The sequence below is a fragment of the Sinorhizobium americanum genome, assembly GCF_001651855.1.
In the GTDB taxonomy this organism is placed as follows: domain Bacteria; phylum Pseudomonadota; class Alphaproteobacteria; order Rhizobiales; family Rhizobiaceae; genus Sinorhizobium; species Sinorhizobium americanum.
This window is the reverse complement of record NZ_LNQC01000049.1, coordinates 325,240-347,282: the sequence shown is the minus strand read 5'-3', so window position 1 is coordinate 347,282 and position 22,043 is coordinate 325,240. Positions and strand designations below refer to the sequence as shown.

Sequence of the window (22,043 nt, the reverse complement as noted above, 5' to 3'; positions counted from 1 at the left end):
GTGGGTTGGGGCCCTCATCGGTCTTTTGGTGGAAAGAAGCGATCCCTCACATGGTAAGAGTTCAACTTCTCAGATCATAAACACCGAGTCGCTCGGACTATTGTCGATTTGGCGCGGTGTCTGGAATGGCTTCTACGTCTGGAAAGACTTGGATCACGACTTTCATCGCCGAAACCGTGAGTGATTTTCTAACCGAAGTCCGCTGAGGTCGATCCTGGCCGCTGATCGGTGTCTCGCCGTGCGACTGCTGTTGGCGCAAGTGGTCCGTTGCCGGTGGTGGCATCTGCTACCCGAACCCGCCGTTTCAAGCCTTCCCGTAACCGCCACCGGTCGGCGTCACCACCGTGAAGGCCTCGCCCGTCTCGAGCACGGTATGCGCAGAGCCGGCGAATTCTTCGATCCGGCCGTCATTGCGCCGGACATGATTGCGGCCGAGTTCGCCCGGTTCGCCGCCCTTCAGCCCGAAGGGACGGATGCGGCGGTGGCCGGACAGGATGGCGAAATCCAGCCGCTCGCGGGCTCGGATCGTCCTTTGCGTGCCGTCGCCGGCCGACCATTTGCCGCGGCCGCCGGAACCCTTGCGGATATGGAAATCCTCGAGCACCACCGGAAAGCGCGTCTCGAGGATCTCCGGGTCGGTGAGGCGCGAATTGGTCATGTGGGTGTGGACCGCGTCGGCGCCGTTGTAGCCTGGCCCCGCCGGCGCGCCGGAGCAGATCGTCTCGTAATATTGGTAGTCGGCATTGCCGAAGGTCAGGTTGTTCATCGTCCCTTGCGCCGCGGCCTGGGCTTCGACGGCGCCAAACAGGCAATTGGTCACCGCCTGGCTGACCTCGACATTGCCGGCCACGACGGCCGCCGGATAGCGCGGCGAAAGCATCGTGCCTTCCGGGATAACGATGCGGATCGGCCTCAGGCAGCCGGCATTCATCGGGATGTCCGCCTCGACCAGCACCCGGAAGACATAGAGCACCGCCGCCCGCGTCACCGGCTCCGGCGCGTTGAAGTTGTCGGCACGCTGTGCCGACGTGCCGGTGAAATCGACCGTCGCCTCGCGCCTTTCCCGATCGATGGTGATCTTCGCGACGATCCGGCAGCCCTGGTCCATCTCGTAGGAGAATTCACCGTCGCGGAGCTGGTCGAGAACGCGGCGGACGCTTTCGGCGGCATTGTCCTGCACATGGCCCATATAGGCCTCGACGACGTCGTCGCCGAATTGGGCGATCATCTTCTTGAGCTCCGCCACGCCTTTCGCGTTGGCGGCCACCTGCGCCTTCAGATCGTTGACGTTCTGAAGGATGTTGCGCACCGGATAGCGCGCGCCGGTAAGTAGCCTTTCCAGTTCCGCTTCTGAGAAGCGGCCCCGGTCGATCAGCTTGAAATTGTCGATATAGACACCTTCTTCCTCGATATTGGTAGCGAGCGGCGACATCGAGCCCGGCGAAATACCGCCGACATCGGCATGGTGGCCGCGGCTTGCCACCCAGAAGCGGATCGCGCGGCCCGCGTCGTCGAAGACTGGCGTGCAGACCGTCAGATCCGGCAGATGGGTGCCGCCATTATAGGGCGCGTTGATCAGGAACACGTCGCCCGGGTGGATGACCGGGTTCTCACGGATCGCGGTGGCGACGGACGCATCCATAGAGCCGAGATGCACCGGCATGTGCGGCGCATTGGCGACGAGGTTGCCGCGGTTGTCGAAGACGGCGCAGGAAAAATCGAGACGCTCCTTGATGTTCACCGAATAGGCGGTGTTCTGCAGCGTCACGCCCATCTGCTCGGCGATCGACATAAAGAGATTGTTGAAGATCTCCAGCATCACCGGGTCGGCCTTGGTGCCGATCGCCGTGCGCGCAGGCAGCGGCTTGATGCGCGTGAGCACGATATGGTCCCTGGCGGTCAGCTCCGCCTGCCAGCCGTCCTCGATGACGATCGTCTGGTTGGCTTCGACGACGACGGCCGGGCCCGTCAGCGTCTCGCCCGGCTTGATTTCCGCGCGCAGCGCCACCGGTGCGTCGTGAAACGCGCCCTGCGAATAGAAGCGGGTTCGCCGGCTAACGGCTGCTTCGCCCGAAGCCGTCACCAGACCGTCCGTTTCCATCTGCGCCGCCCCGCCGCCGACCGTCTCGACCTCGACGGCATCGATCACCAGCGGCTTGTTCTCGGCGACGAAGCCGAAGCGGCGCCTGTGCAGCGTCTCGAATTCGGCGCGGAGCCGCGTCGCATCGTCAATTTTCGGGAAGGGCGCCTCAACGGCGAGCACAGTATCAGTGCCTGCGTAGCGGACATGGGCGCGAAGATGCGTGCGGATGCGGTCGCGGCCAACCGCCTGCGCGTCGAGTTCCGCCAGGCATTCGGCCTGCAGGTCCGCCCCGAGCCCGGCCAGCGCCTGCGGCGCGGCATCGTCGTGCGCCACGCCGAGCGCCTTCTGCCGCGTCGAGCGGATATCGGCAAGACCCATACCGTAGGCGGACAAGAGACCCGACATCGGATGCAGCAGAATGCGCGTCATGCCGAGCGCGTCGGCGACGAGGCAGGCATGCTGGCCGCCGGCGCCGCCGAAGCAGTTCAGCGCATAACGCGTCACGTCATAGCCGCGCTGCACGGAAATCTTCTTGATCGCCTCGACCATGTTGGCGACGGCAATGCGGATGAAGCCGTCGGCGACCTCCTCGGGGCTGCGGCCGTCACCGATCTCGGCCGCAAGCGCCGCGAAACGCGCATGCACCGTTTCGACATCGAGCGGCAGGTTCTGCTGAGGCCCGAACAGCGCCGGAAAAAATTCCGGCATCAGCTTGCCGAGCATGACATTGGCATCGGTGACGGCAAGCGGCCCGCCGTTGCGGTAGCAGGCCGGGCCGGGATTGGCGCCGGCCGAATCCGGCCCGACGCGGAAGCGCTCGCCGTCGAAATGGAGGACCGAACCGCCGCCGGCGGCGACTGTGTGGATCAGCATCATCGGCGCCCGGACACGGACGCCGGCGACTTCCGTCTCGAAGGCGCGTTCGTATTCGCCGTCGAAATGGGCGACGTCGGTCGAGGTGCCGCCCATGTCGAAGCCGATAACCCGACCGAAGCCCGCCGCCTCGCCCGTCCTGGCAAGCCCGACAACGCCGCCGGCGGGCCCGGAAAGAATTGCGTCCTTGCCCTGGAACAGGTCCGCCGCCGTCAACCCGCCGGACGACATCATGAACATCAGCCGGGCGCCGGACCGGGCGACATCCAGTTCCTCCGACACCTGCGCGACATAGCGGCCAAGCACCGGCGAGAGATAGGCGTCGATCACGGTCGTGTCGCCGCGGCCGACATATTTGACGAGCGGCGAGACCTCGTGGCTGACCGACACCTGCTCGAAGCCGAGTTCCCGGGCGATGCGGGCGACTGCGGCCTCATGCTCGGGAAAGCGGTAGGCATGCATGAAGACGATGGCGACCGCCCGGTAGCCATTCGCCTTCAGCGCTTCCAGTTCCCGCCGAGCGACCGCCTCGTTGAGCCCCTTTTCAACCGTCCCGTCGGCGAGCACGCGCTCGTCGAGCTCGACGACCTCGGAATAGAGCGCTTCCGGCTTGATGATCTCGGTCGCGAAGATCTTCTTGCGCTCCTGATAGCCGATCCGCAGCGCATCGCGAAAGCCGCGCGTCGTGACGAGCGCCAGCCGTTCCCCCTTGCGCTCCAGGAGCGCATTGGTGGCGACGGTCGTTCCCATCCTCACTTCGCCGATCAGCCCGGCCGGCACCGGCTCGCTGGCGGAAAGGCCGAGATGAAGGCGGATGCCGTGGACGGCGGCGTCGCGATAGGCGCCGGGATTCTCCGAAAGCACCTTCAGCGCATGCAGCCGGCCTTCCGGGTCGCGGCCGATCACGTCGGTAAAGGTGCCGCCGCGATCCACCCAGAAGTCCCACCTGGCAGCCATCGTCGTCTCTCCTCGCTGGAATACCCGTTCCGGGTGAGTGCAACAAAAAGCATTTTATTGACAATTTGTCGATAAAATGTTGTCGTCGAGCAGATCAGGAGTGTGCCGATGACCAAGAAGCGGGCGCGCGAAAAGCGGGCTGGTGCCGCCCCGCCCGACCACCCGGAACCCGTCTCCGCTATCGGCCCGATCGTGTCGTCGGCTCACCTTGCCGAAGGCGGTTCGCCCGGGCTTTCCGAAATGGAGTACGGCCTGATCCTCGCCTCGCATGCCTTCCAGCGCTGGATGGTGCGTTGTATGGCCGCCGCCGGCGTTCCCGGCCTCTCGGCGATGGAAATCATGATCCTGCATACGATCCGCCATCGCGACCGTGGCAAGAGGCTCGCCGACATCTGCCTCGTTCTCGACATCGAGGACACTCATGTGGCGACCTATGCGATCCGCAAGCTCGAGGGTGCGGGCCTTGTGACGACCGGCCGGCAGGGCAAGGAGAAGACGATCCACATCACCGAGAAGGGCGCCGGGGCCTGTGCCCGTTACGCCCAGATCCGCGAGCGCCTGCTCGTCGCCTCGACCGCCAGGGCCCGTCCCGCGGAGGAGACCCTTTCGGAGATCGCCGCCGTGCTGCGCTTCCTCTCCGGCGCCTACGAACAATCGGCCCGCGCCGCGACTACGCTATAGATCGTCCGACCTGAACCGCCCGCTGACCCATGTTCCCCGACAGCAAGGCCTTTGCTACACTGACAACCGCAAGCTGACGGGAGGGGACAGAAGCGCTTTCCGATCGGCCCGCAATCCGGTGGAGGTGTCGGTGATCGTTCGGCTTGCTCTCGCCTGCGGCCTCATTGCGGCAACAGTCGCCATCCAGGCGTTTTTCATGTCCGCTGGCCTCAGCGCCTTCCGGCAGGCGGAAAAGCGGCGTGAAGACGTGTTGATCCGCTACCCGACATTCGTCACCGTGGCCTGGGTCATCTATCTGATCATCCCGATCATCGTCGATGTCGGTCTGTGGGCGGCTTTCTACTACTTTTCGCAGGCGCTCCCGAGCCTTGAGGATGCGCTCTACTTCTCGACCGTCACCTTTACCACTGTCGGTTATGGCGACATCGTTCTCGGCAAGGACTGGCGTCAGGTCGCCACCTTCGAGGCGGTCAATGGCTGGATCATCTTCGGCTGGGCAACGGCTCTGATGATGGCGGTGATCCAGCGCCTCTATTTTCGCGCCGACAATGAGGCACGGCCAGGAGCACACGGTGAATGAAAGGGCCTGTGTAATTCACGCCGGTGGCGGCAACAAAAACAGCGTGAGCCCGAAGACGGCGTAAACTGCCAGTGCCATCACACCCGCATACCATGCCGCGTGCCCGCCATTGGACAGAAGCGTCGCGGCCATCGTTGCGATCAGCATCATTGCCACAGCCCCCGGCCAGAATTGCAGGGACATCGGCTCGGGACCGACAAAATAGCTGACGAGCACGAGGACGGGGGCAACGAAGAGCGCTATCTGCGCGGCACTGCCCAATGCGATGCCGACGCTGAGGTCGAGGCGATTTGCGCGCGCCGCGGAGAACGCCGTCGTCATTTCTGCGGCTCCGCCGACCAGAGCAACGACAATGAAGCCTACGAAAGCCGGCGTCATCCCGAGATGTTGCGCCGCGACTTGCACCGAGCCGACGAAGATCTCGCTGACCATCGCGACGAAGAGCGTGACAATAACGAGCACGACAATTCCGACCGGAAGCGGCCACGGTTTCTCTTCCTCTTCGGCATGGCCGACGCTTGCAAACAGCTCCTTGTGGGTTTTCAGCGAAAACAACATGCCGAGCCCGTAGACGGCGATGAGCAGGATCGCCAGGCCCAGGCTCAGTTGGCGGGAAAAAGCGGCTGCCGGCGCACGGTCCACCTCGCTGATGAGCGACGGGACCAGGATGGCGATCGTCGCCAGAAACAGGAGGCTCGCCTGAAACCGTGCGTTCACCCTGTTGAATTCCTGCAGGTGATGCTTCAGTCCGCCAAGGAGAAAGGCGCCGCCCAGCATGAAAAGTGTATTGGTGACGATCGCGCCCGCGATCGAGGCCTTGACCAGAAGATATTGCCCGGCCTGAAGCGCCGCGAGCGAGATCACGAGCTCGGTCAGGTTTCCGAGTGTGGCGTTGAGCAGGCCTCCGACCGCATCCCCGGTCTTCGCCGCCACCGATTCCGTCGCGCGGCTCAGAAGAGCCGCGAGCGGGACAATCGCCGCGACCGACAGGAGGAACAGCCAAGTATGTGCCTGCGGCGATACCCGCTCCAGCAGAATGACGATCGGTACGAAGACGACGAGCGCGAGAAGCGGCGTTCGCCGCAACTCCGCGAAGGTTGCCGCTACGGCGGAACCATGCGAAGCGGAGTTTCTATCGTCGAGTGTTCGCATTGCTTCAACCTTCAACGGCGCCATCTGGAAGTGCGCCAGCCGTCGAACGGTTCGCCGCGTAGTCTGCGCCTTGATCCGTCGAAGAGCATTGATCCGGGTCAACGGGCCGAATTGATCGGTGGCCAATGCCGGCCGGATTTGTGGTATCTGTCCCGACGGCGCCGACTATGCCAGACGGAAAAGCCTCAACAGCAGGAGATTGCGCAGGTGAAGCAGCGCCCCTCGCCGCACAGGGACGGCAATGGTGGGAAACATGGCTTACACGCAGGAAGACGCGTTACGCTCGCCCGTGCGCTCTCCAAGCTCGGCTATTGCTCCCGCACCCAGGCCGAGAAGCTGATTGCCGAGGGCCGCGTCACCGTCGCCGGCCGCAGGACCACGGATCTTTCCCACTGGGTCGACATCGACAGGGACAGGATCGCCGTCGACGGAACCATGATCGCTGCCGAGGAAAAGATTTACCTGATGCTGAACAAGCCGCGCGGCTTGGTGACGACGCGCGACGATCCGGAAGGGCGGGCGACGGTGTTCGATTGCCTCGCCGACGTCGATGCGCGCTTCCTCTCGCCGGTCGGCCGGCTCGACAAGGCGAGCGAGGGGCTGCTGCTCTTCACCAATGATACGGTGCTGGCACAGCGGCTTCTCGATCCCGCCACCCATCTCGGCAAGATCTACCATGTCCAGGTTCGCGGCCTTTTCGATGCGGTCTCGACGCAGGCGATGCTCGACGGCGTGAGCGAGGGCGGCGAATGTCTGCAGGCAACGCATGTCCGAGGCTTAAGGAGCGGCGACAGGAACTCCTGGATCGAGGTCGAGCTCCAGGAAGGCCGCAACCGCCAGATCCGCCGCATGCTGGAGGCGCTTGGCTTCGAATGCCTGCGGCTCGTCCGTGTCTCGATTGGCGAGATCAATCTCGGCGACCTACCGAAGGGGGCAAGCCGGCCGCTGACCGACGCGGAAATCCAGTATCTGAGACAGCGCACGGGCGGCTGAGGCGTGACAATGGGTGGAAATCCACCCATCGCCGAATGCTTTTGTTTCCAAATCCACCCATCACGCGGCCGCCGGCGCGACAAATGCGCGAAACCGCCGCGCTGGGCGATTGTCTGTGGTAAAATCCCGTTTGCTAATGGCTGCAACCAGGACCGGCGGGAGGAACCGTGCCGGCTGGTGGACAATGTCATCCGGGAGGAAAAAGATGAAAATTTTGAACGCGCTTCTGGGCGCCGTCGCCGCAGTTTCCCTGTTTGCCGCTTCGGCCAGCGCCCAAACCTATCCGGAGCGCACGATCACCATGGTAGTGCCCTTCTCGGCCGGCGGCCCGACCGACACGGTCGCCCGTCTCGTCGCCGAATCCATGTCGAAGGACCTTGGCCAGCAGATCATCGTCGAGAACGTCGGCGGCGCCGGTGGCACGCTCGGTGCGGGCCGCGTCGCCCAGGCCGATCCGGACGGCTATACGGTCCTTTTGCATCATATCGGCATGGCGACCAGCGCGACGCTCTATCGCAAGCTTGCCTATGACACGCTGAACGCCTTCGAATATGTCGGCCTCGTCACCGAAGTGCCGATGACGATCGTCGCCCGCAAGGATTTCGAGCCGACCGATCTCAAGGGCCTGATCGAATACGCCAAGGCGAACAAGGACACGGTGACGGTCGCCAATGCCGGCATTGGCGCCGCCTCGCATCTCTGCGGCATGATGTTCATGAGCGCCATCGAAACGCCGCTCACGACCGTACCCTACAAGGGCACCGGCCCGGCGATGACCGACCTGCTCGGCGGCCAGGTCGACATCATGTGCGACCAGACGACCAACACCACGAAGCAGATCCAGGGCGGCACGATCAAAGCCTATGCCGTCACCTCGCCGAAGCGCCTGAAGATCTTCCCCGATCTGCCGACGGCCGAAGAAGCCGGTCTTGCCGGCTTCCAGGTCGGTATCTGGCACGGCATCTACGCGCCGAAGGGAACCCCTGCCGAAGTGACCGACCGGCTGTCGAAGTCGCTGCAGAAGGCGCTCAAGGACGAGAACGTCGCGGCCCGCTTCGGCGAACTCGGCACCGAACCCTCGAGCGAGGCGGATGCGACCCCGGCGGCGCTGAAGGCCAAGCTTGAAAGCGAGATCGCCCGCTGGAAGCCGGTGATCGAGGCCGCCGGCCAGTACGCCGACTAATGGCTCCCGCGAGCCGCCGCCGATCTGTTCTCCTACCGGGAGCGGGCGGTCGGCGGCATCGCCTCCGACCGGCCGCGCGGTGGGGCAGCGGCCGGTCGGAGAAACGACGGACTGTCCGGAAAAGTTGACAGCCGTCAACTTGCGCGGGACGTTTAAGTCCAGCCGGACAAGAAGCGAGGACATCGCCAAAAAATCAGGGCGCCGGCGGCCGCGCCCGAACGAGAACATGGGGACAAGATGAAAGCCATCTCCTTCGATACCACCAACGCGCTGTGCGGGAGTATCCTGACGGCCGTCGGTCTTTTCTTCGCCTGGCAGTCCTTCGGGCTCGAGCTCGGCACCGCCTTCCGAATGGGCCCGGGCTATTTCCCGCTGCTGCTTTCCGTCGTGCTGACGCTGCTCGGCGTCATCATCCTGGTGCAGTCTGCCCGGGTGAACCACGAGCCGATGGGGCCGATCGCCATCCGCGGCATGCTCTTCATCCTGCCGGCGCCGATCTTCTTCGGCCTGACGGTACGCGGACTGGGCTTCGTGCCGGCCGTCTTCCTGACGGCGCTGATCGCCTGTTTCGCCTCGCATCGGATGAAGCCGCTCTGGGCTGTGGCGGTTTCGCTGGGGCTCGCGATCTTCTCGGTCGCCGTCTTCAGCTACGGCCTCAACCTGCCGTTCGAGCGTTTCGGTCCTTGGGTCCGGTTCTAGGAGGCGACGATGGATCTCTTCAGCAATCTTGCCCTCGGCTTCGCCACCGCCGCCTCGCCGGCAAACCTTCTCTTCTGCCTGATCGGCGTCCTGCTCGGCACGCTGATCGGCGTGCTGCCTGGCATCGGCGCCACGGCCACCATCGCCATGCTGCTGCCGATCACCTTCCAGCTCGAGCCGGTCTCGTCGCTGATCATGCTCGCCGGCATCTACTACGGCGCCCAGTATGGCGGCTCGACGACGGCGATCCTCATCAACATGCCGGGCGAATCCTCCTCCGCCGTCACCGCCATCGACGGCTACCAGATGGCCCGCAACGGCCGCGCCGGCACGGCGTTGGCGATCGCCGCGCTCGGCTCCTTCTTCGCCGGCACCGTCTCGACCTTCCTCGTCGCCCTCTTTGCGCCACCGCTCACCGAGATCGCGCTGGAATTCGGCGCTGCCGAATATTTTTCGCTGATGATCGTCGGTCTCGTCTCCTCCGTCGCACTGGCGCACGGCTCCGTGGTCAAGGCGCTCGCCATGGTGGCGCTCGGCCTACTCCTCGGTCTCGTCGGCACCGACATCTATACCGGCACGCCGCGCTTCACCCTCGGCATCCGCGAATATTCCGACGGCCTCAACTTCGTGGCGCTGGCAGTTGGCGTCTTCGGCATCGCCGAGATCCTGCGCAATCTCGAAAGCGAGAAGACCCGCGAAGTCTTGATGGCAAGGGTCAGCGAACTCCTCCCCACGAAAGAGGATTTCAAGCGGATGTTCGCGCCGGTGATCCGCGGCACGGCGATCGGCTCGGCGCTCGGCGTGCTGCCGGGCGGCGGCGCCATCCTCGCCGCCTTCGCCTCCTATACGGTGGAAAAGCGGCTCTCCGACCGGCCCGAGGAATTCGGCCGCGGCGCCATCGCCGGCGTCGCGGGGCCGGAAAGCGCCAACAATGCCGGCGCGCAGACCTCGTTCATCCCGCTGCTCACCCTCGGCATTCCGGCCAACCCAGTGATGGCGCTGATGATCGGCGCGATGATCATCCAGGGCATCGTGCCCGGCCCGAACGTCGCGACGGAACAGCCGGCGCTCTTCTGGGGCATCATCGCTTCGATGTGGATCGGCAACCTGATGCTCGTCGTCCTGAACCTGCCGCTGATCGGACTTTGGGTGAAACTCCTGAAGATCCCGTATTTTGTGCTCTTCCCGATCATCATGGCCTTCTGCTCGATCGGGGTCTACAGCGTCAATGCCAATGTCTACGACCTCTATGCCGTCGCCTTCTTCGGTCTTATCGGCTACCTGCTATTGAAGCTGCGCTGCGAGCCGGCGCCGCTGCTGCTCGGCTTCGTGCTCGGACCGCTGCTCGAAGAAAATCTGCGGCGCGCCATGATTCTCTCGCGCGGCGACCCGACCACCTTCGTCACGCGGCCGATCAGCGCCGGCCTGTTGTTTATCGCCGCGATCGTGCTCGTCGTCGTCTTCCTGCCGGCCGTCAAGGCGAAGCGCGAGGAGGTTTTCGTCGAGGAGGATTGAGAAGGGCCATCTCTTGGAGCTCTCACGGCCCCGCGCCTTTTCAGGCGCGGGGCCGTTTTGCCTAGAGCCATCGGCGCACGCCGAACCGGCACGCTCTGCCGGCAACTCGGACCGCGCAGGCGCGGGCGCGTCAACCGCGCCGTGCCGCCTCGATTGCGGCGACGTCGATCTTCTTCATCGTCATCATCGCCTCGAAGGCGCGCTTTGCTTCGCCGCCGCCGGCCGCCAGCGCGTCGGTCAATACGCGCGGGGTGATTTGCCAGGAGATTCCCCACTTGTCCTTGCACCAGCCGCAGGCGCTCTCCTGGCCGCCATTGCCGACGATGGCATTCCAGTAGCGGTCGGTCTCCTCCTGATCGTCGGTGGCGATCTGGAACGAGAAGGCTTCGTTGTGCTTGAAGGCGGGGCCGCCGTTCAGGCCGAGACAGGGAATGCCCGCGACCGTGAATTCGACCGTCAACACGTCCCCCTCCTTGCCGGACGGGAAGTCACTGGGCGCACGGAAAACGGCACTCACCCTGCTGTCGGGAAAGACCTCCGCGTAGAAGCGAGCGGCAGCCTCGGCGTCCTTGTCGTACCAGAGGCAAATCGTGTTTTTCTCCATTGCCAGTTCCTTTCGCTTTGAACCCGTTCGAAGCGTTCCCACTGCGAAATAGGGAGGCAACCGTTTTTCTCCACCCCGGAATGTTCGTCCCGCTAGAGCGCGGGCCCGTCATTCCTTCGAGCCTCACCAGTTGCCGGGATCGGCCGTGTGATCGACAGCGGCGAACTCATCGGCCTTTGCCCGGTCGAGCGTCAGATCCCTTGCATTCCTCGCCTCGTCCGTGACCGAATACTGCAGAGGTGCGGGCCCCTTGACCAGTTCCTGATACATGAGCAAGGCGGCCTCCTCGGCGGTGTCGGCCTCGAACTCCTTCATGACGACAACTGTGAACTTGTGCATAGGCTTGACCTCGTCCGCGCCAAATTCAATGCCCCGCGCTCGGGATGTCCGATGATGCGCGCCCCTGGTCACGGCAGCAAGTTATATGAATACACCGCATCTGCCTTCGGGCACGATTATCGCCCCGCAAAAGGCGCTCTGCACCGCGGTACGGGGCGTTGCCTGCTGAGCCTTCGGCTAGCCGTTGACGATCGCCACGAGCTGCGGACGCTCGAATCCCAAAGACTTCGATTTTAGCCTGGGGCTCCTCGATCGCTCCGGAGTGCGCGGACACCATACAGGGCGCACGCACAGCAGTTTTCGCAGACACAGACATCTTCATTCTTCCACTCTCTATCGCCGGGCCGGGGGTGGCCCGACGGAATTGCGCACGACAAGGTCTGGCCTCAGCAGGATTTCAGTTTCGGAGGCAGCTCGGTCCGAGAGCATGTCGAGCAACAATGCCATCGCGTGTTTTCCGATCGCGGTGCGTGGTTGGCGGACCGTGGTCAGCGACGGCGTCATGAAACTTGCTTGTGGGACATCGTCGAAGCCGGTGACCGAAAAGTGGTCCGGAATATCGTAGCCGCGGGCCTTGAGGCCGATCGAAACGCCGAGCGCCGTCTGGTCGTTGACGCACATGAAGGCCGTTGGCAGGTCGTCGCGCATGAAGAACTGTTCCAGCGCCAGTCTACCGCTTTCGACTGTGCCATCGCCGTCCAGGATCAGTTGGCGGTTCAGCGGGATGCCGGCCGCGGCAAGCCCGGCCTCGTATCCCGATCGGCGCCGGCGATAGGCAAGACGCGTGTTGGAGTCGCCGATGAACGCGATGCGGCGATGGCCTTCGGAAATGAGCAGATCAACGGCCTTTCGTGCCCCTTCAACGTCATCAACGCCGACATAGGGAATGCCTCCGTTGAAGACGGGTTCGAAAACGCCGACGCTCGGCGGCAGACTGTCGGTCGCGGCCTGATGGCCGAAGGGAAGGATGCCGGTAAATAGGATCAGTCCCGCGGCTTGGTAGGAATTGAAGAACTTCAGATACTCCAATCCACGCTGGGCGTCGTTTTGAGTATGGCCGATCAGCACGCCGTAGCCATGGGCGCGGGCTTCGTTTTCGAGGCCAGCCAGAATGCTGGAGAAATTCGGGTCGCCAATATCGGGTGCGACCACAAGGATCATGTTTGACCGCCCCAGCCTCAGGCTGCGCGCCATGGCGTTGGCCGTATAGCCGGTAATCGCGATCGCCTGATTGACCTTGAGCCGCGTTGATTTGGCAACCTTTTCCGGCATGTGAATTGCCCGTGAAACCGTCGCGATCGACACTTCGGCGATCCGTGCGACGTCTTCGATGGTTGCGGGTGTGGAATTGGACACTTGATTGGGCCTCGGACTTTGTTGCGAGACACTACACAGACTTGCCCGAGGGTCAAACGCACAGGGCAAGAAAATTGTCGACCATGTTCGATGTAAACCTTTACATCGGCCACTGTAAAGGTTTACATCTGCGAAATGGGCGGTGGAGGCCGCAGGGAGGGGAATATGACCACGGAGGTTGTCGACGGGGCTCCCGTCGTGCTGTCCGCGCGCCGCATCAGCAAGTCTTTTAGCGGCGTGCAGGTGCTGTTCAGCGTCGATTTCGAGCTGCGCCGGGGCGAGATCCATGCGCTCATGGGGGAGAACGGCGCCGGCAAGTCCACGCTCGTCAAGATTCTCTCCGGCTTCGAACAGCCGACTTCGGGCGAAATCCTGCTGGACGGTAAGTCGGTGAAGCTTCCTCCCGATGGCGCTGCCGAAGCGCTCGGCATTGTTATCATCCACCAGGAGTTCAATCTCGCCGAACACCTCACCGTCACCGAGAGCCTTTTTCTCGGCCGCGAGGTAACGCGTTTCGGCGTGCTCGACCGCAGGTTCATGCGCGCGGAGACGCGCCGTGTGCTCGAGCTCCTCGGCTCGCATGTCGACGAGAACGCGATGATCGGCTCCCTTTCTATTGCAGAAAAGCAGATGGTCGAGATCGCCAAGGCCATCAGCCGCGACGCCCGTGTCGTCTTCATGGACGAGCCGACCGCGGTGCTGTCGCGCGAGGAGACGAACTTTCTGTTCCGGTTGGTGCGCAAGCTGCGCGACAAGGGAACGAGTTTCGTCTTCGTGTCGCACAAGCTCGATGAAGTCATGGAACTCACCGACCGAGTGACGGTGTTGCGCGACGGCCAGTGGATCAAGACGGCGCCGACATCCATTCTCGATGGCGAGGCGATTGCGCAATTGATGGTTGGCCGAGAGCTGTCGAGCCTCTATCCCGCCAAGACCGAACCCGACGTCGACGAGGAGGTCGTGCTGCGGGTAAATTCGGTATCAACTGGCTATGTCCGAGATGCCAGCTTCGAGGTCCGTCGCGGCGAGATTCTCGGCTTTTCCGGGCTGATTGGCTCTGGCCGCACCGAATTGATGGAGGCGGTCGTCGGGCTGCGCTCGCGCGCCGCGGGCGAGGTCCTGGTTCGTGGCCAGGCGGTGCCGTCGGGCGACGTGCATGCGGCGAACAAGGCCGGGCTAGCCTATATGACCAAGGATCGGAAGGCCAAGGGTCTGTTGCTCAACGCCGGCATGATGGCGAACCTGACGCTGCAGTCGCTCGGCCGCCATGCTCGCCTGGGTTATCTCGACCCGGGAAGCGAGCAGGCGGCTCTCGTCAAGGCGCGCCGCCGCTTCGATATCCGCGTCAGGGATGACAGCGTCGTCGCCGGTCGCATGTCCGGCGGCAACCAGCAAAAATTGCTGCTCGCCAAGGTCATGGAGACCGACCCCAGCATCATCATCATCGACGAGCCGACGCGCGGCATCGATGTCGGCACCAAGCAGCAGATCTATCACTTCATTTCGGCGCTGGCCCGGGACGGTCGCTCGATCATCGTCGTCTCGTCCGAGATGCCCGAGATCATCGGCCTCTGCAGTCGCGTGGCGGTCATGCGCGAGGGCCATATCGCCGGCATTCTCGAGGGAGACGAGATTTCAGAGCAGGAGATCATGCGCTACGCGGCCGGCCTGAAGAAGAAGACGGCGGCTTGAGTCGCGCGGGCTGCGCCGGCGCCGACAACAAAAAGATTCCCGACAGGTGGGATGGAGGTTCGATTGGATATGAGCGTGAACCAGGAAAGCAGCCAGCAGGCGATCCGCCGACGCCGCTGGCGTGACATAGATCTGAGAGCCGTGGCGCCATTCGTTGCCCTGGCTTTGCTGCTGCTGGTGGGGGCGCTGGTCAATCCCAACTTCATCAGCATCAACAACCTCGCCAATGTCGCCACCCGAAGCGCCTTCATCGCAATCATAGCAGTCGGCGCGACCTTCGTGATTTCGTCGGGGGATCTGGACCTCTCCGTCGGGGCCATGGTCGCCTTCATCGCCAGCCTGATGATCCTGTTCATGAATTCCGGTGTCATCGCCGACCCCGTGCTCATGTTACTGGCAGCGATCCTGTTCACCATAGTTGCCGGCGCGCTCTGCGGTCTCACCAACGGGCTGATTACCACGGTCGGCAAGATCGAGCCCTTCATCGCCACGCTCGGCACCATGGGTATCTATCGCGGATTGACGACCTGGCTTTCGCAGGGCGGAGCTATCACCCTCAAGGAGCCGCAACTCCAGGAGATGTACCGTCCCGCCTATTTCGGCACGATCCTCGGCGTGCCGGTTCCGATCGTCGTGATTCTCGCCGTGACCGCAGTTGCCGCCTTCATCCTCTATCGCACCCGTTACGGACGGCACGTCGTTGCCGTCGGCTCCAATCGCGACGTCGCGCGATATTCCGGCATCTCCGTCAACCGCGTTCGTACCGTCGCTTTCGTGATCCAGGGCCTATGCGTGGCCGCAGCCGTGCTGCTTTATGTCCCGCGCCTTGGCTCGACCTCGGCGACGACGGGCATCCTGTGGGAGTTGCAGGCGATCACCGCCGTCGTCGTCGGCGGCACGGCGCTCAAGGGCGGCGCAGGCCGCGTGTGGGGCACCATCTGCGGGGCGTTCATCCTCGAACTGGTCGGCAACATCATGCTGCTGTCCAACTTCATCAGCGAATACCTGATCGGCGCCATCCAGGGTGCGATCATCATTATTGCGATGCTCGTTCAGCGCTCGCTGGTACGGAAATCGTGAGACGGCCGGGTCCACAGGTCTCCCGGCCTACAACAGACTGACCTGTTTTTGGGAGGAAGTTAATGCGCAAAAAGCTATTCGGCCTGACCCTCGCAGCCATGACAGCCCTGGCTGGCGTGACGCACGCTCAGGAGGAAAAGAAAGTGACGGTGGGCGTGTCTATCCCGGCGGCCGACCATGGCTGGACGGCCGGCGTGGTCTTCCATGCCGAGCGCGTCGCCAAGCTCCTGATGGAGCGCAATCCGGGCCTGAACGTGATCGTCAAGACATCGCCCGATCCGGCAAGCCAGGCCAACGCCGTACAGGATCTAGAGACACAGGGCATCGATGCGCTCGTTATCCTGCCCACCGATCCGGATCCGCTGGTCAACGCCATCAAGGAGGTGAGGGGCAAGGGTACTTTCGTCGCGCTTGTCGACCGTGCGCCAAGCGTCAACGACAATTCGGTGCGTGACCTCTATGTAGCGGGCAACAACCCGGCCCTCGGCCAGGTCGCTGGCGAATACATCAAGGCAACGACGCCGGAGGCCGAAGTCGTTGTCATCCGCGGCCTTCCGATCCCGATCGACCAGCAGCGGCAGGACGGTTTCGACAAGGGCATCGAAGGCTCAAACGTCAAGGTTCTTGACCGTCAGTACGGCAACTGGAACCGTGACGATGCCTTCAAGGTCATGCAGGACTACCTAACCAAATACCCGAAGATCGACGTCGTTTGGTGCCAGGACGACGACATGGCCGTCGGCGTACTGCAGGCCATCGAGCAGGCAAAGCGCACCGACATCCAGTACATCGTCGCCGGCGCCGGCTCAAAGGAAATGATCAAGAAGGTCATGGACGGTGACAAGATGGTCCCCGTCGACGTGCTCTATCCGCCGGCAATGATCGGCACCGCCCTCGAAATGACCGTCGCCAATTTCTACGGTCAGGTTCCGGTCCGCGGCGTCTACACGATTGACGCGACGCTGGTGACCAAGGACAACGCGAAGGACTTCTACTTCCCGGATTCGCCGTTCTGATCCGGAGCTGTGGCAAGGGCGGCCCGCGTTTGGCGGGGGCCGCCGTCTTCTCGGCGCTCAGGGCCGATCCGAAATCACATTGAGCCGCGATGCCAATTCAGTAGCCAGAAATTCGGCATCACCCTGCTGCCGCACTGGCCGGCCAAGCTTGAACCCGGCACAGGCCTCAGTTGGCGCCCGACGCCGAGGCGGCCGTCAGCTCTTTACCACGGCCGGCCATTCGCTCGTCGTGCCGGGCTGCACCGGCCGCTCCAGATAGGTCGACAACACGACATAGCTGCGCGTCGCCTTGACGCCCGGCGTGTCGTAGAGGCGCGCCAGCAGGCCTTCGAGCGCATGGGTGCTTTCGGTTCTCACCTTGAGCAGCATGCAGGTGTCGCCTGCGACCGAGTGGATCTCCTCCACCTCCGGATATTCCTCGATTGCCAGCAGCGCCTGGGTCTTGCCCCAGCCGGTCGTATCCACATGGACGAAGGCGAGCAGCGTTTTGCCAACCGCCTCGGGATCGATCAGCGCCGCCACGCGCCGGATCGCCCCGGAACGCCGGAGGCGCTTCACACGCTCATGCGCGGCCGGCGGCGAAAGCCCGACGCGGTCGCCGAGCTCGGCGTAGCTCGTCGTCGCGTCCTCGACTAGCACGCCTAATAACTTTCGGTCCATCGCATCGAGGTCGCGCTCCGGCGGGCGCTTCCGCCGAACGTCATCTGTATTTTCTTCCATTCCGCTATTTCCCCTTGATGCCGAATTTGGTTCTGAGATTATGCCGCAATGACGAACATCGATCAATCAGTTTCCTCATCCGCCGACCGGGCTCCCATTCCGCCCTTTGCCCTGGTGCTGACCGCCTCGATCGGCGTCATCGGCTCCAATTCGCTGGCGCTCGGGCCGATCGCGCCGCAGGTGTCGCTAAGCCTCGGCACCGGCGTGCCAGCGGTGATGACGGCTTCCGCCGCCTTCGGTCTCGGCACGGCGGCGAGTGCCGTCTTCCTCGGCCGCCTCATCGATCGGCACGGCCCGCGCCGCATGCTCGCGGCAGCGCTGCTACTTTTGGCCGGCGCACTTGCCGCAAGCGCCGCCGCGCCGGCGTTGCCGCTGTTGGTCGCAGCCCAGCTCGTCGTCGGGATTGCCGCGGGCATTGCGCTTCCCGCCATCTATACGCTGGCCTCGGTGATCGCCCCGGCCGGGAGAGAGAGCGAGACGATCGGTCTGGTGCTGACCGGCTGGACGCTCAGCATGGTCGCCGGCGTGCCGTTGTCGGCGGCGATCGCCGATTACGCCGGCTGGCGGGCAGTCTATCTCGTCGTCGCCGGAGCGGCGCTGACCGCCTGCGCCGCCGTCCGGCGCGCCGCGGTGCGGCAAGCCGCCGCCGGCCACGCGACGTCGCCGCTTGCGGCGCTCGGCGTGCCCGGCGCCACGCCGCTGCTTATCGCCTGCGCCGCCTTCATGGCGGCCTTCTACGGGGTCTATGCCTTTATCGGCGACCATCTGCATGGCGGCCTCGGCCTGCCCCTCAGTGCCAACGGCCTCGTTGCCGCCTCCTACGGCTTAGGCTTCGGCTGCGCCGCCTTCCTCGACCGGCTGATCGATCGCGTCGGTGCGGCGAGGCTGCTGCCGCTCATTTTCCTTTGCGTCGCCGGCGTCTATATCGCGATGTCGGCAGCAAGCGGATCCTATCCGGCGCTGCTGGCCGTGGTCTTTCTCTGGGGGCTTGCCAACCATTTCGGGTTGAACGTGCTCATCATGCGGCTGACCGCACTCGATCCCGCCCGACGCGGCGCGATCATGGGGCTGAACAGCGGCGTTACCTATCTCGCCCTCTTCGCCGGCACGCTCGGCTTCGGCGCGGTCTATGCCACGGATTTTTACATTCTGCCGCTGGCCGCGGCGGGGCTGATGCTCGCCGCCGCCTTCTCCGCTAGCCGCGCGCCGCGCCACTCTTCAACGCAGTAGGCGGTGCTTGGCGACCAGGGTGACCTCGCGCGTAAGCTCGGTCAGCCGGTCGGCGGCAAGACGGTTGATCTGCCAGTACAAGGGAATGTCCAAGGGCGTGCCGGGGATCAGTTCCACCAGCCGGCCGGTCTCCAGATGCTCGCGCGCCAGCTGGATCGGATTCATCGCCCATCCCATGCCCGCAAGGCTCGCCTCGAGGAAGCCTTGCGTCGACGGCAGCCAGTGGGTCGGATAGGTCAAGTCCTCCCCGAGCGCCTGGCGTATCCACCGGCCTTGAAGCCTGTCCTTCTGATTGAAGGTCAAGGCCGGCGCGCTGGCGATCGCCTCCGGCGTGACACCCTCGGCGAAGTACCGGGCAACAAATTCAGGGCTCGCCGTCGCATGATAGCGCAGCGTGCCGAGCGACACACGCCGGCACCCCTGGATCGGCTTTTCCAGGCTGGTGACGGCGGCGATCACCCGCCCTTTCTGCAGCCATTCGGCGGTATGGTCCTCGTCGTCGATGGCGATGTTCAGCAGATAGGGCGAGGACTTGGCGAAGTTCGACACGGCCGCAACGAACCACGTCCCGAGGCTGTCGGCACTCGTCGCGATGTTCAGCGTCACCCTTTGGCGCACCTCCCCCGGACCGACGAGGGCCGGCAGGTGCTCGAACAGCTCGCCTTCAAGCATGCCGACATTCTCCATGTGGCGGCAGAGCCATTCTCCCTTCTGCGTCGCGGTACAGGGATTGCCCCTGGCGATCAGGACGACGCCGAGCCGCTCCTCGAGCTGCTTCACCCGCTGGGAGACGGCCGAAGGCGTCACGTGGAGGACGCCGGCGGCCTTTTCGAAACTGCCCGTCTGAACGACGGCCGCGACGGCGCGAAGGGCGGAATAATCGAGCATGACTTAGTTTCGCTTAATCAACGTTAGCAACATTAACTAGCCTGAATTCTCCCGTGGCGATACCGGAAACGCTGACCTCATTTCGGGAGCGCTTCGCCGAGCATGAATTCTTCGATCTACGTCACGGGCCTGCTGATGGGGCTCAGTCTGATTGTGGCGATCGGCGCGCAGAATGCCTTTGTGCTCCGCCAAGGGCTGCGCAACGAACATGTGTTCGCCGTCTGCCTTGCCTGCGCCCTGTCCGATACCTTGCTGATCGTCCTTGGGGTAACCAGCTTCCAACAAGTTGCCACGCTCTTGCCGTGGCTCGATCCGGCGATGCGCTACGGCGGAGCGGCGTTCCTGATCTGGTACGGCGCAAAAAACCTCTATTCCGCCTTGCGGTCGTCGGGAGCATTGGCGGCCGGAGAGGCGAGCTCGTCGAGCTTTCGGCAGACCGTTGCGACCTGCCTGGCGCTCACCTGGCTCAATCCGCATGTCTATCTCGACACGGTCGTGTTGCTCGGCACGATCTCGACCCGATTTCCGAGTGGCGAGCTTTCGTTCACGACAGGCGCCGTCACCGCCTCCTTCCTGTTCTTCTTTTCGCTCGGCTATGGCGCCACATGGCTGCGACCGATCTTCTCAAACCCGCTGTCCTGGCGAATCCTGGAAACGCTCATTGCTTTTACAATGTGGATGATCGCCTCTAAACTCTTGACCGGAATGTGATTCCGCCGCGCCTCGCAGATTTCCTCGGCTCATAAGGTCCCAAAAGCTTGTCCACCTCCGTCCACCAGCTTCTGCTTGTCTACGCCGCCTATGTGATCGCCGCCGCCAGTCCCGGCCCCAGCAACATGCAGATCATGGGCGTTGCGATGAATAACGGCAGACGGGCAGCACTTCTCCTGGCAGCCGGCGTCGTCAGCGGATCGATCTTCTGGGGCATGATGGCCGCCACCGGCATCTCAGCCCTGCTGACCCGCTACGCCGAAGCCCTGGTCGTACTCAAAATCTTCGGCGGCCTCTATCTCCTTTACCTCGCGTTGAAGGCTGGAAGGGCGGCTTTTTCTTCCGGCGACAAGGCCGTACAGATGTCGCGTGACGACGCGCTCTCCGGCGGCTCTCTATCGGCGGGGATTGCTGATGCATCTCACCAATCCGAAATCCGTGCTCGCATGGATCGCCCTGGTGACGCTGGGTCTCGGACCGGAGGCGTCGTGGCAAAGGCTTGCGGCGATCCTCGGCGGCTGCGCGGTTCTGAGCGTGACCATCTTTTGCGGCTACGCCCTCGTTTTTTCGACCGCGCCGATGGTGGGCCTCTATCGCCGCGCGCGGCGCTGGATAGAAAGTCTGTTGGCCGTGTTTTTCGGCGTGGCCGGCCTGCGGCTCTTGCTGTCTCGCGCTTGAAGAGGAGGCGATCGTGACGCTCTTCACCGGCCTTTCGGCCTTTCCGATCACTCCCACCGATGCTGCCGGCCATGTCGACACGGGCGCACTTGCGCGTTTGCTCGAGCGGATTCATCTTGCCGGGGTCGATTCGATCGGGCTGCTCGGCAGCACGGGCGGTTACGCCTTTCTCTCGCGCGGCGAGCGGCGACGCGCCGTCGAGACGGCGATGGGCTCCGTCGGCGGTAAGACGCCCGTCATCGTCGGCGTCGGAGCGCTTCGAACCGATGAGGCGCAGGCATTGGCGCGCGATGCCAGGTCCGCCGGCGCCGACGGCCTGCTGCTGGCGCCAATGTCCTATACGCCGCTCTTCGAAGAAGAGGTCTATCAACACTTCGCTGCGGTCGCCGATGCGGGGCAATTGCCGCTCTGCATCTACAACAATCCGGGCACCACAAGATTCACCTTCAGCGACGCATTGATTGGGCGGCTATCCAAGATCGCGAACGTCGCAGCGGTGAAGATGCCGTTGCCTCAGGAGGGCGACTTCGCCGGCGAGATGGTGCGCCTTCGCGCCGAAACGCCGCGAGGGTTCTCGATCGGCTACAGTGGTGATTGGGGAGCGGCGGCGGCGCTGCTGGCGGGCTGCGACGCGTGGTACAGCGTGATCGCCGGCCTTTTACCCTCGGAAGCCTTGGCGCTTACCCGGGCCGCGCAAGTCGGCGATATTGCCGAGGTCGAGCGGATCGATCAGGCTTTTCAACCCTTGTGGAGCCTGTTCAAGGTGTTCGGCAGCTTCCGCGTCATGTACGCGATCGCGGAAGCGCTCGGCCTTTGCCGGGCCGACCCGCCGTGCCCGATTTTGCCATTGCCGCAATCCGAAATGGCAGGAGTGAAGAACGCCCTTGATCGCGTGCTTGGCTGACCGGCCGGCTCCCGCCAGAGCCGCGATGCCAGCCGCATCAGGCCGCCGGCAGGGCTTCCGGCAGGGCGAAAGTCCGCTCATCAGGCAGGTGATGCTCGATCCGATCCCC

Annotated in this window: 19 protein-coding genes and 1 pseudogene; 13 read left to right on the top strand and 7 right to left on the bottom strand. The window is 63.8% G+C overall.

From position 1 onward, the window contains the following. Positions 1 to 304 precede the first annotated feature (304 nt). Positions 305 to 3,913: a hydantoinase B/oxoprolinase family protein gene (locus ATC00_RS12495; RefSeq protein ID WP_064252994.1), complete on the bottom strand. Its 3,609-nt coding sequence runs from the start codon at positions 3,911 to 3,913 to the stop codon at positions 305 to 307. Positions 3,914 to 4,021: 108 nt separating this feature from the next. On the opposite strand from ATC00_RS12495, the gene ATC00_RS12490 reads away from it, so the two are divergent. Together ATC00_RS12490 and ATC00_RS12485 are read left to right on the top strand one after the other, a co-directional pair. After that, positions 4,022 to 4,594, top strand: a complete 573-nt coding sequence (locus ATC00_RS12490; RefSeq protein ID WP_064252993.1) for a winged helix DNA-binding protein — start codon at positions 4,022 to 4,024, stop codon at positions 4,592 to 4,594. A 130-nt stretch (positions 4,595 to 4,724) separates the two neighbouring features. Next, complete coding sequence (locus ATC00_RS12485; protein ID WP_064252992.1) at positions 4,725 to 5,174, top strand: potassium channel family protein; 450 nt, start codon at positions 4,725 to 4,727, stop codon at positions 5,172 to 5,174. 15 nt (positions 5,175 to 5,189) lie between these two features. Here ATC00_RS12485 and cax read toward each other — a convergent pair whose 3' ends face one another. Then, on the bottom strand, positions 5,190 to 6,326 hold the full coding sequence (cax, locus tag ATC00_RS12480) for a calcium/proton exchanger (RefSeq protein ID WP_064252991.1): 1,137 nt from the start codon (positions 6,324 to 6,326) through the stop codon (positions 5,190 to 5,192). Between the two features lie 207 nt (positions 6,327 to 6,533). Here cax and ATC00_RS12475 point away from each other — a divergent pair, with 207 nt between their 5' ends. From ATC00_RS12475 to ATC00_RS12460, 4 genes are all read left to right on the top strand, one after another. Beyond that, entirely contained in the window at positions 6,534 to 7,319 is a 786-nt protein-coding gene (locus tag ATC00_RS12475) for a pseudouridine synthase (protein ID WP_064252990.1), read from the top strand. Positions 7,320 to 7,524: 205 nt separating this feature from the next. Further along, complete coding sequence (locus ATC00_RS12470; RefSeq protein WP_064252989.1) at positions 7,525 to 8,502, top strand: tripartite tricarboxylate transporter substrate-binding protein; 978 nt, start codon at positions 7,525 to 7,527, stop codon at positions 8,500 to 8,502. A gap of 237 nt (positions 8,503 to 8,739) precedes the next feature. Continuing rightward, positions 8,740 to 9,201 (top strand): tripartite tricarboxylate transporter TctB family protein, encoded by a 462-nt coding sequence (locus tag ATC00_RS12465; RefSeq protein WP_037381923.1) that lies wholly within the window; start codon positions 8,740 to 8,742, stop codon positions 9,199 to 9,201. Between the two features lie 9 nt (positions 9,202 to 9,210). Then, entirely contained in the window at positions 9,211 to 10,716 is a 1,506-nt protein-coding gene (locus tag ATC00_RS12460) for a tripartite tricarboxylate transporter permease (RefSeq protein ID WP_037381925.1), read from the top strand. A 130-nt stretch (positions 10,717 to 10,846) separates the two neighbouring features. Here ATC00_RS12460 and ATC00_RS12455 read toward each other — a convergent pair whose 3' ends face one another. From ATC00_RS12455 to ATC00_RS12445, 3 genes are all read right to left on the bottom strand, one after another. Beyond that, on the bottom strand, positions 10,847 to 11,320 hold the full coding sequence (locus tag ATC00_RS12455; protein ID WP_064252988.1) for a VOC family protein: 474 nt from the start codon (positions 11,318 to 11,320) through the stop codon (positions 10,847 to 10,849). Between the two features lie 123 nt (positions 11,321 to 11,443). Beyond that, on the bottom strand, positions 11,444 to 11,659 hold the full coding sequence (locus ATC00_RS12450; RefSeq protein ID WP_064252987.1) for a hypothetical protein: 216 nt from the start codon (positions 11,657 to 11,659) through the stop codon (positions 11,444 to 11,446). 333 nt (positions 11,660 to 11,992) lie between these two features. Beyond that, complete coding sequence (locus ATC00_RS12445; protein ID WP_064252986.1) at positions 11,993 to 13,015, bottom strand: LacI family DNA-binding transcriptional regulator; 1,023 nt, start codon at positions 13,013 to 13,015, stop codon at positions 11,993 to 11,995. A gap of 165 nt (positions 13,016 to 13,180) precedes the next feature. On the opposite strand from ATC00_RS12445, the gene ATC00_RS12440 reads away from it, so the two are divergent. The 3 genes from ATC00_RS12440 (at position 13,181) to ATC00_RS12430 (ending at position 16,803) form a co-directional block, all read left to right on the top strand. Beyond that, positions 13,181 to 14,707: a sugar ABC transporter ATP-binding protein gene (locus ATC00_RS12440; RefSeq protein WP_064252985.1), complete on the top strand. Its 1,527-nt coding sequence runs from the start codon at positions 13,181 to 13,183 to the stop codon at positions 14,705 to 14,707. Positions 14,708 to 14,776: 69 nt separating this feature from the next. Further along, entirely contained in the window at positions 14,777 to 15,787 is a 1,011-nt protein-coding gene (locus ATC00_RS12435; RefSeq protein WP_064252984.1) for an ABC transporter permease, read from the top strand. 62 nt (positions 15,788 to 15,849) lie between these two features. Beyond that, positions 15,850 to 16,803: a substrate-binding domain-containing protein gene (locus tag ATC00_RS12430; protein ID WP_037381934.1), complete on the top strand. Its 954-nt coding sequence runs from the start codon at positions 15,850 to 15,852 to the stop codon at positions 16,801 to 16,803. A 195-nt stretch (positions 16,804 to 16,998) separates the two neighbouring features. Here the strand turns inward: ATC00_RS12430 and ATC00_RS12425 are convergent, their stop codons facing one another. Further along, positions 16,999 to 17,523, bottom strand: coding sequence for an Lrp/AsnC family transcriptional regulator (locus ATC00_RS12425; protein ID WP_064252983.1), 525 nt, complete (start codon positions 17,521 to 17,523; stop codon positions 16,999 to 17,001). Positions 17,524 to 17,571: 48 nt separating this feature from the next. On the opposite strand from ATC00_RS12425, the gene ATC00_RS12420 reads away from it, so the two are divergent. After that, complete coding sequence (locus ATC00_RS12420) at positions 17,572 to 18,753, top strand: MFS transporter (RefSeq protein ID WP_064252982.1); 1,182 nt, start codon at positions 17,572 to 17,574, stop codon at positions 18,751 to 18,753. Here ATC00_RS12420 and ATC00_RS12415 read toward each other — a convergent pair. Further along, positions 18,742 to 19,641, bottom strand: coding sequence for a LysR family transcriptional regulator ArgP (locus ATC00_RS12415; RefSeq protein ID WP_064252981.1), 900 nt, complete (start codon positions 19,639 to 19,641; stop codon positions 18,742 to 18,744). The two genes, ATC00_RS12420 and ATC00_RS12415, sit on opposite strands and share 12 nt — an antisense overlap. Before the next feature lie 102 nt (positions 19,642 to 19,743). Between ATC00_RS12415 and ATC00_RS12410 the strand changes: the two genes are divergently transcribed. The 3 genes and pseudogenes from ATC00_RS12410 (at position 19,744) to ATC00_RS12400 (ending at position 21,934) form a co-directional block, all read left to right on the top strand. Beyond that, positions 19,744 to 20,352 carry a LysE/ArgO family amino acid transporter gene (locus ATC00_RS12410; RefSeq protein ID WP_064252980.1) on the top strand — a complete coding sequence of 203 codons (609 nt, stop codon included), beginning with the start codon at positions 19,744 to 19,746 and terminating at the stop codon, positions 20,350 to 20,352. A 47-nt stretch (positions 20,353 to 20,399) separates the two neighbouring features. After that, positions 20,400 to 21,030 (top strand): annotated as a pseudogene (locus ATC00_RS12405) (LysE family translocator). A gap of 13 nt (positions 21,031 to 21,043) precedes the next feature. Then, positions 21,044 to 21,934 (top strand): dihydrodipicolinate synthase family protein, encoded by an 891-nt coding sequence (locus ATC00_RS12400; protein WP_064252979.1) that lies wholly within the window; start codon positions 21,044 to 21,046, stop codon positions 21,932 to 21,934. The last annotated feature ends 109 nt before the right edge of the window (positions 21,935 to 22,043 follow it).

Coding starts and splice junctions, on each gene's coding strand:
- ATC00_RS12440 (WP_064252985.1), top strand. CDS start 13,181: ATGACCACGGAGGTTGTCGACGGGGCTCCCGTCGTGCTGTCCGCGCGC.
- ATC00_RS12450 (WP_064252987.1), bottom strand. CDS start 11,659: ATGCACAAGTTCACAGTTGTCGTCATGAAGGAGTTCGAGGCCGACACC.
- ATC00_RS12490 (WP_064252993.1), top strand. CDS start 4,022: ATGACCAAGAAGCGGGCGCGCGAAAAGCGGGCTGGTGCCGCCCCGCCC.
- ATC00_RS12455 (WP_064252988.1), bottom strand. CDS start 11,320: ATGGAGAAAAACACGATTTGCCTCTGGTACGACAAGGACGCCGAGGCT.
- ATC00_RS12430 (WP_037381934.1), top strand. CDS start 15,850: ATGCGCAAAAAGCTATTCGGCCTGACCCTCGCAGCCATGACAGCCCTG.
- ATC00_RS12470 (WP_064252989.1), top strand. CDS start 7,525: ATGAAAATTTTGAACGCGCTTCTGGGCGCCGTCGCCGCAGTTTCCCTG.
- ATC00_RS12415 (WP_064252981.1), bottom strand. CDS start 19,641: ATGCTCGATTATTCCGCCCTTCGCGCCGTCGCGGCCGTCGTTCAGACG.
- ATC00_RS12495 (WP_064252994.1), bottom strand. CDS start 3,913: ATGGCTGCCAGGTGGGACTTCTGGGTGGATCGCGGCGGCACCTTTACC.
- ATC00_RS12420 (WP_064252982.1), top strand. CDS start 17,572: ATGACGAACATCGATCAATCAGTTTCCTCATCCGCCGACCGGGCTCCC.
- ATC00_RS12435 (WP_064252984.1), top strand. CDS start 14,777: ATGAGCGTGAACCAGGAAAGCAGCCAGCAGGCGATCCGCCGACGCCGC.
- cax (WP_064252991.1), bottom strand. CDS start 6,326: ATGCGAACACTCGACGATAGAAACTCCGCTTCGCATGGTTCCGCCGTA.
- ATC00_RS12460 (WP_037381925.1), top strand. CDS start 9,211: ATGGATCTCTTCAGCAATCTTGCCCTCGGCTTCGCCACCGCCGCCTCG.
- ATC00_RS12410 (WP_064252980.1), top strand. CDS start 19,744: ATGAATTCTTCGATCTACGTCACGGGCCTGCTGATGGGGCTCAGTCTG.
- ATC00_RS12465 (WP_037381923.1), top strand. CDS start 8,740: ATGAAAGCCATCTCCTTCGATACCACCAACGCGCTGTGCGGGAGTATC.
- ATC00_RS12425 (WP_064252983.1), bottom strand. CDS start 17,523: ATGGAAGAAAATACAGATGACGTTCGGCGGAAGCGCCCGCCGGAGCGC.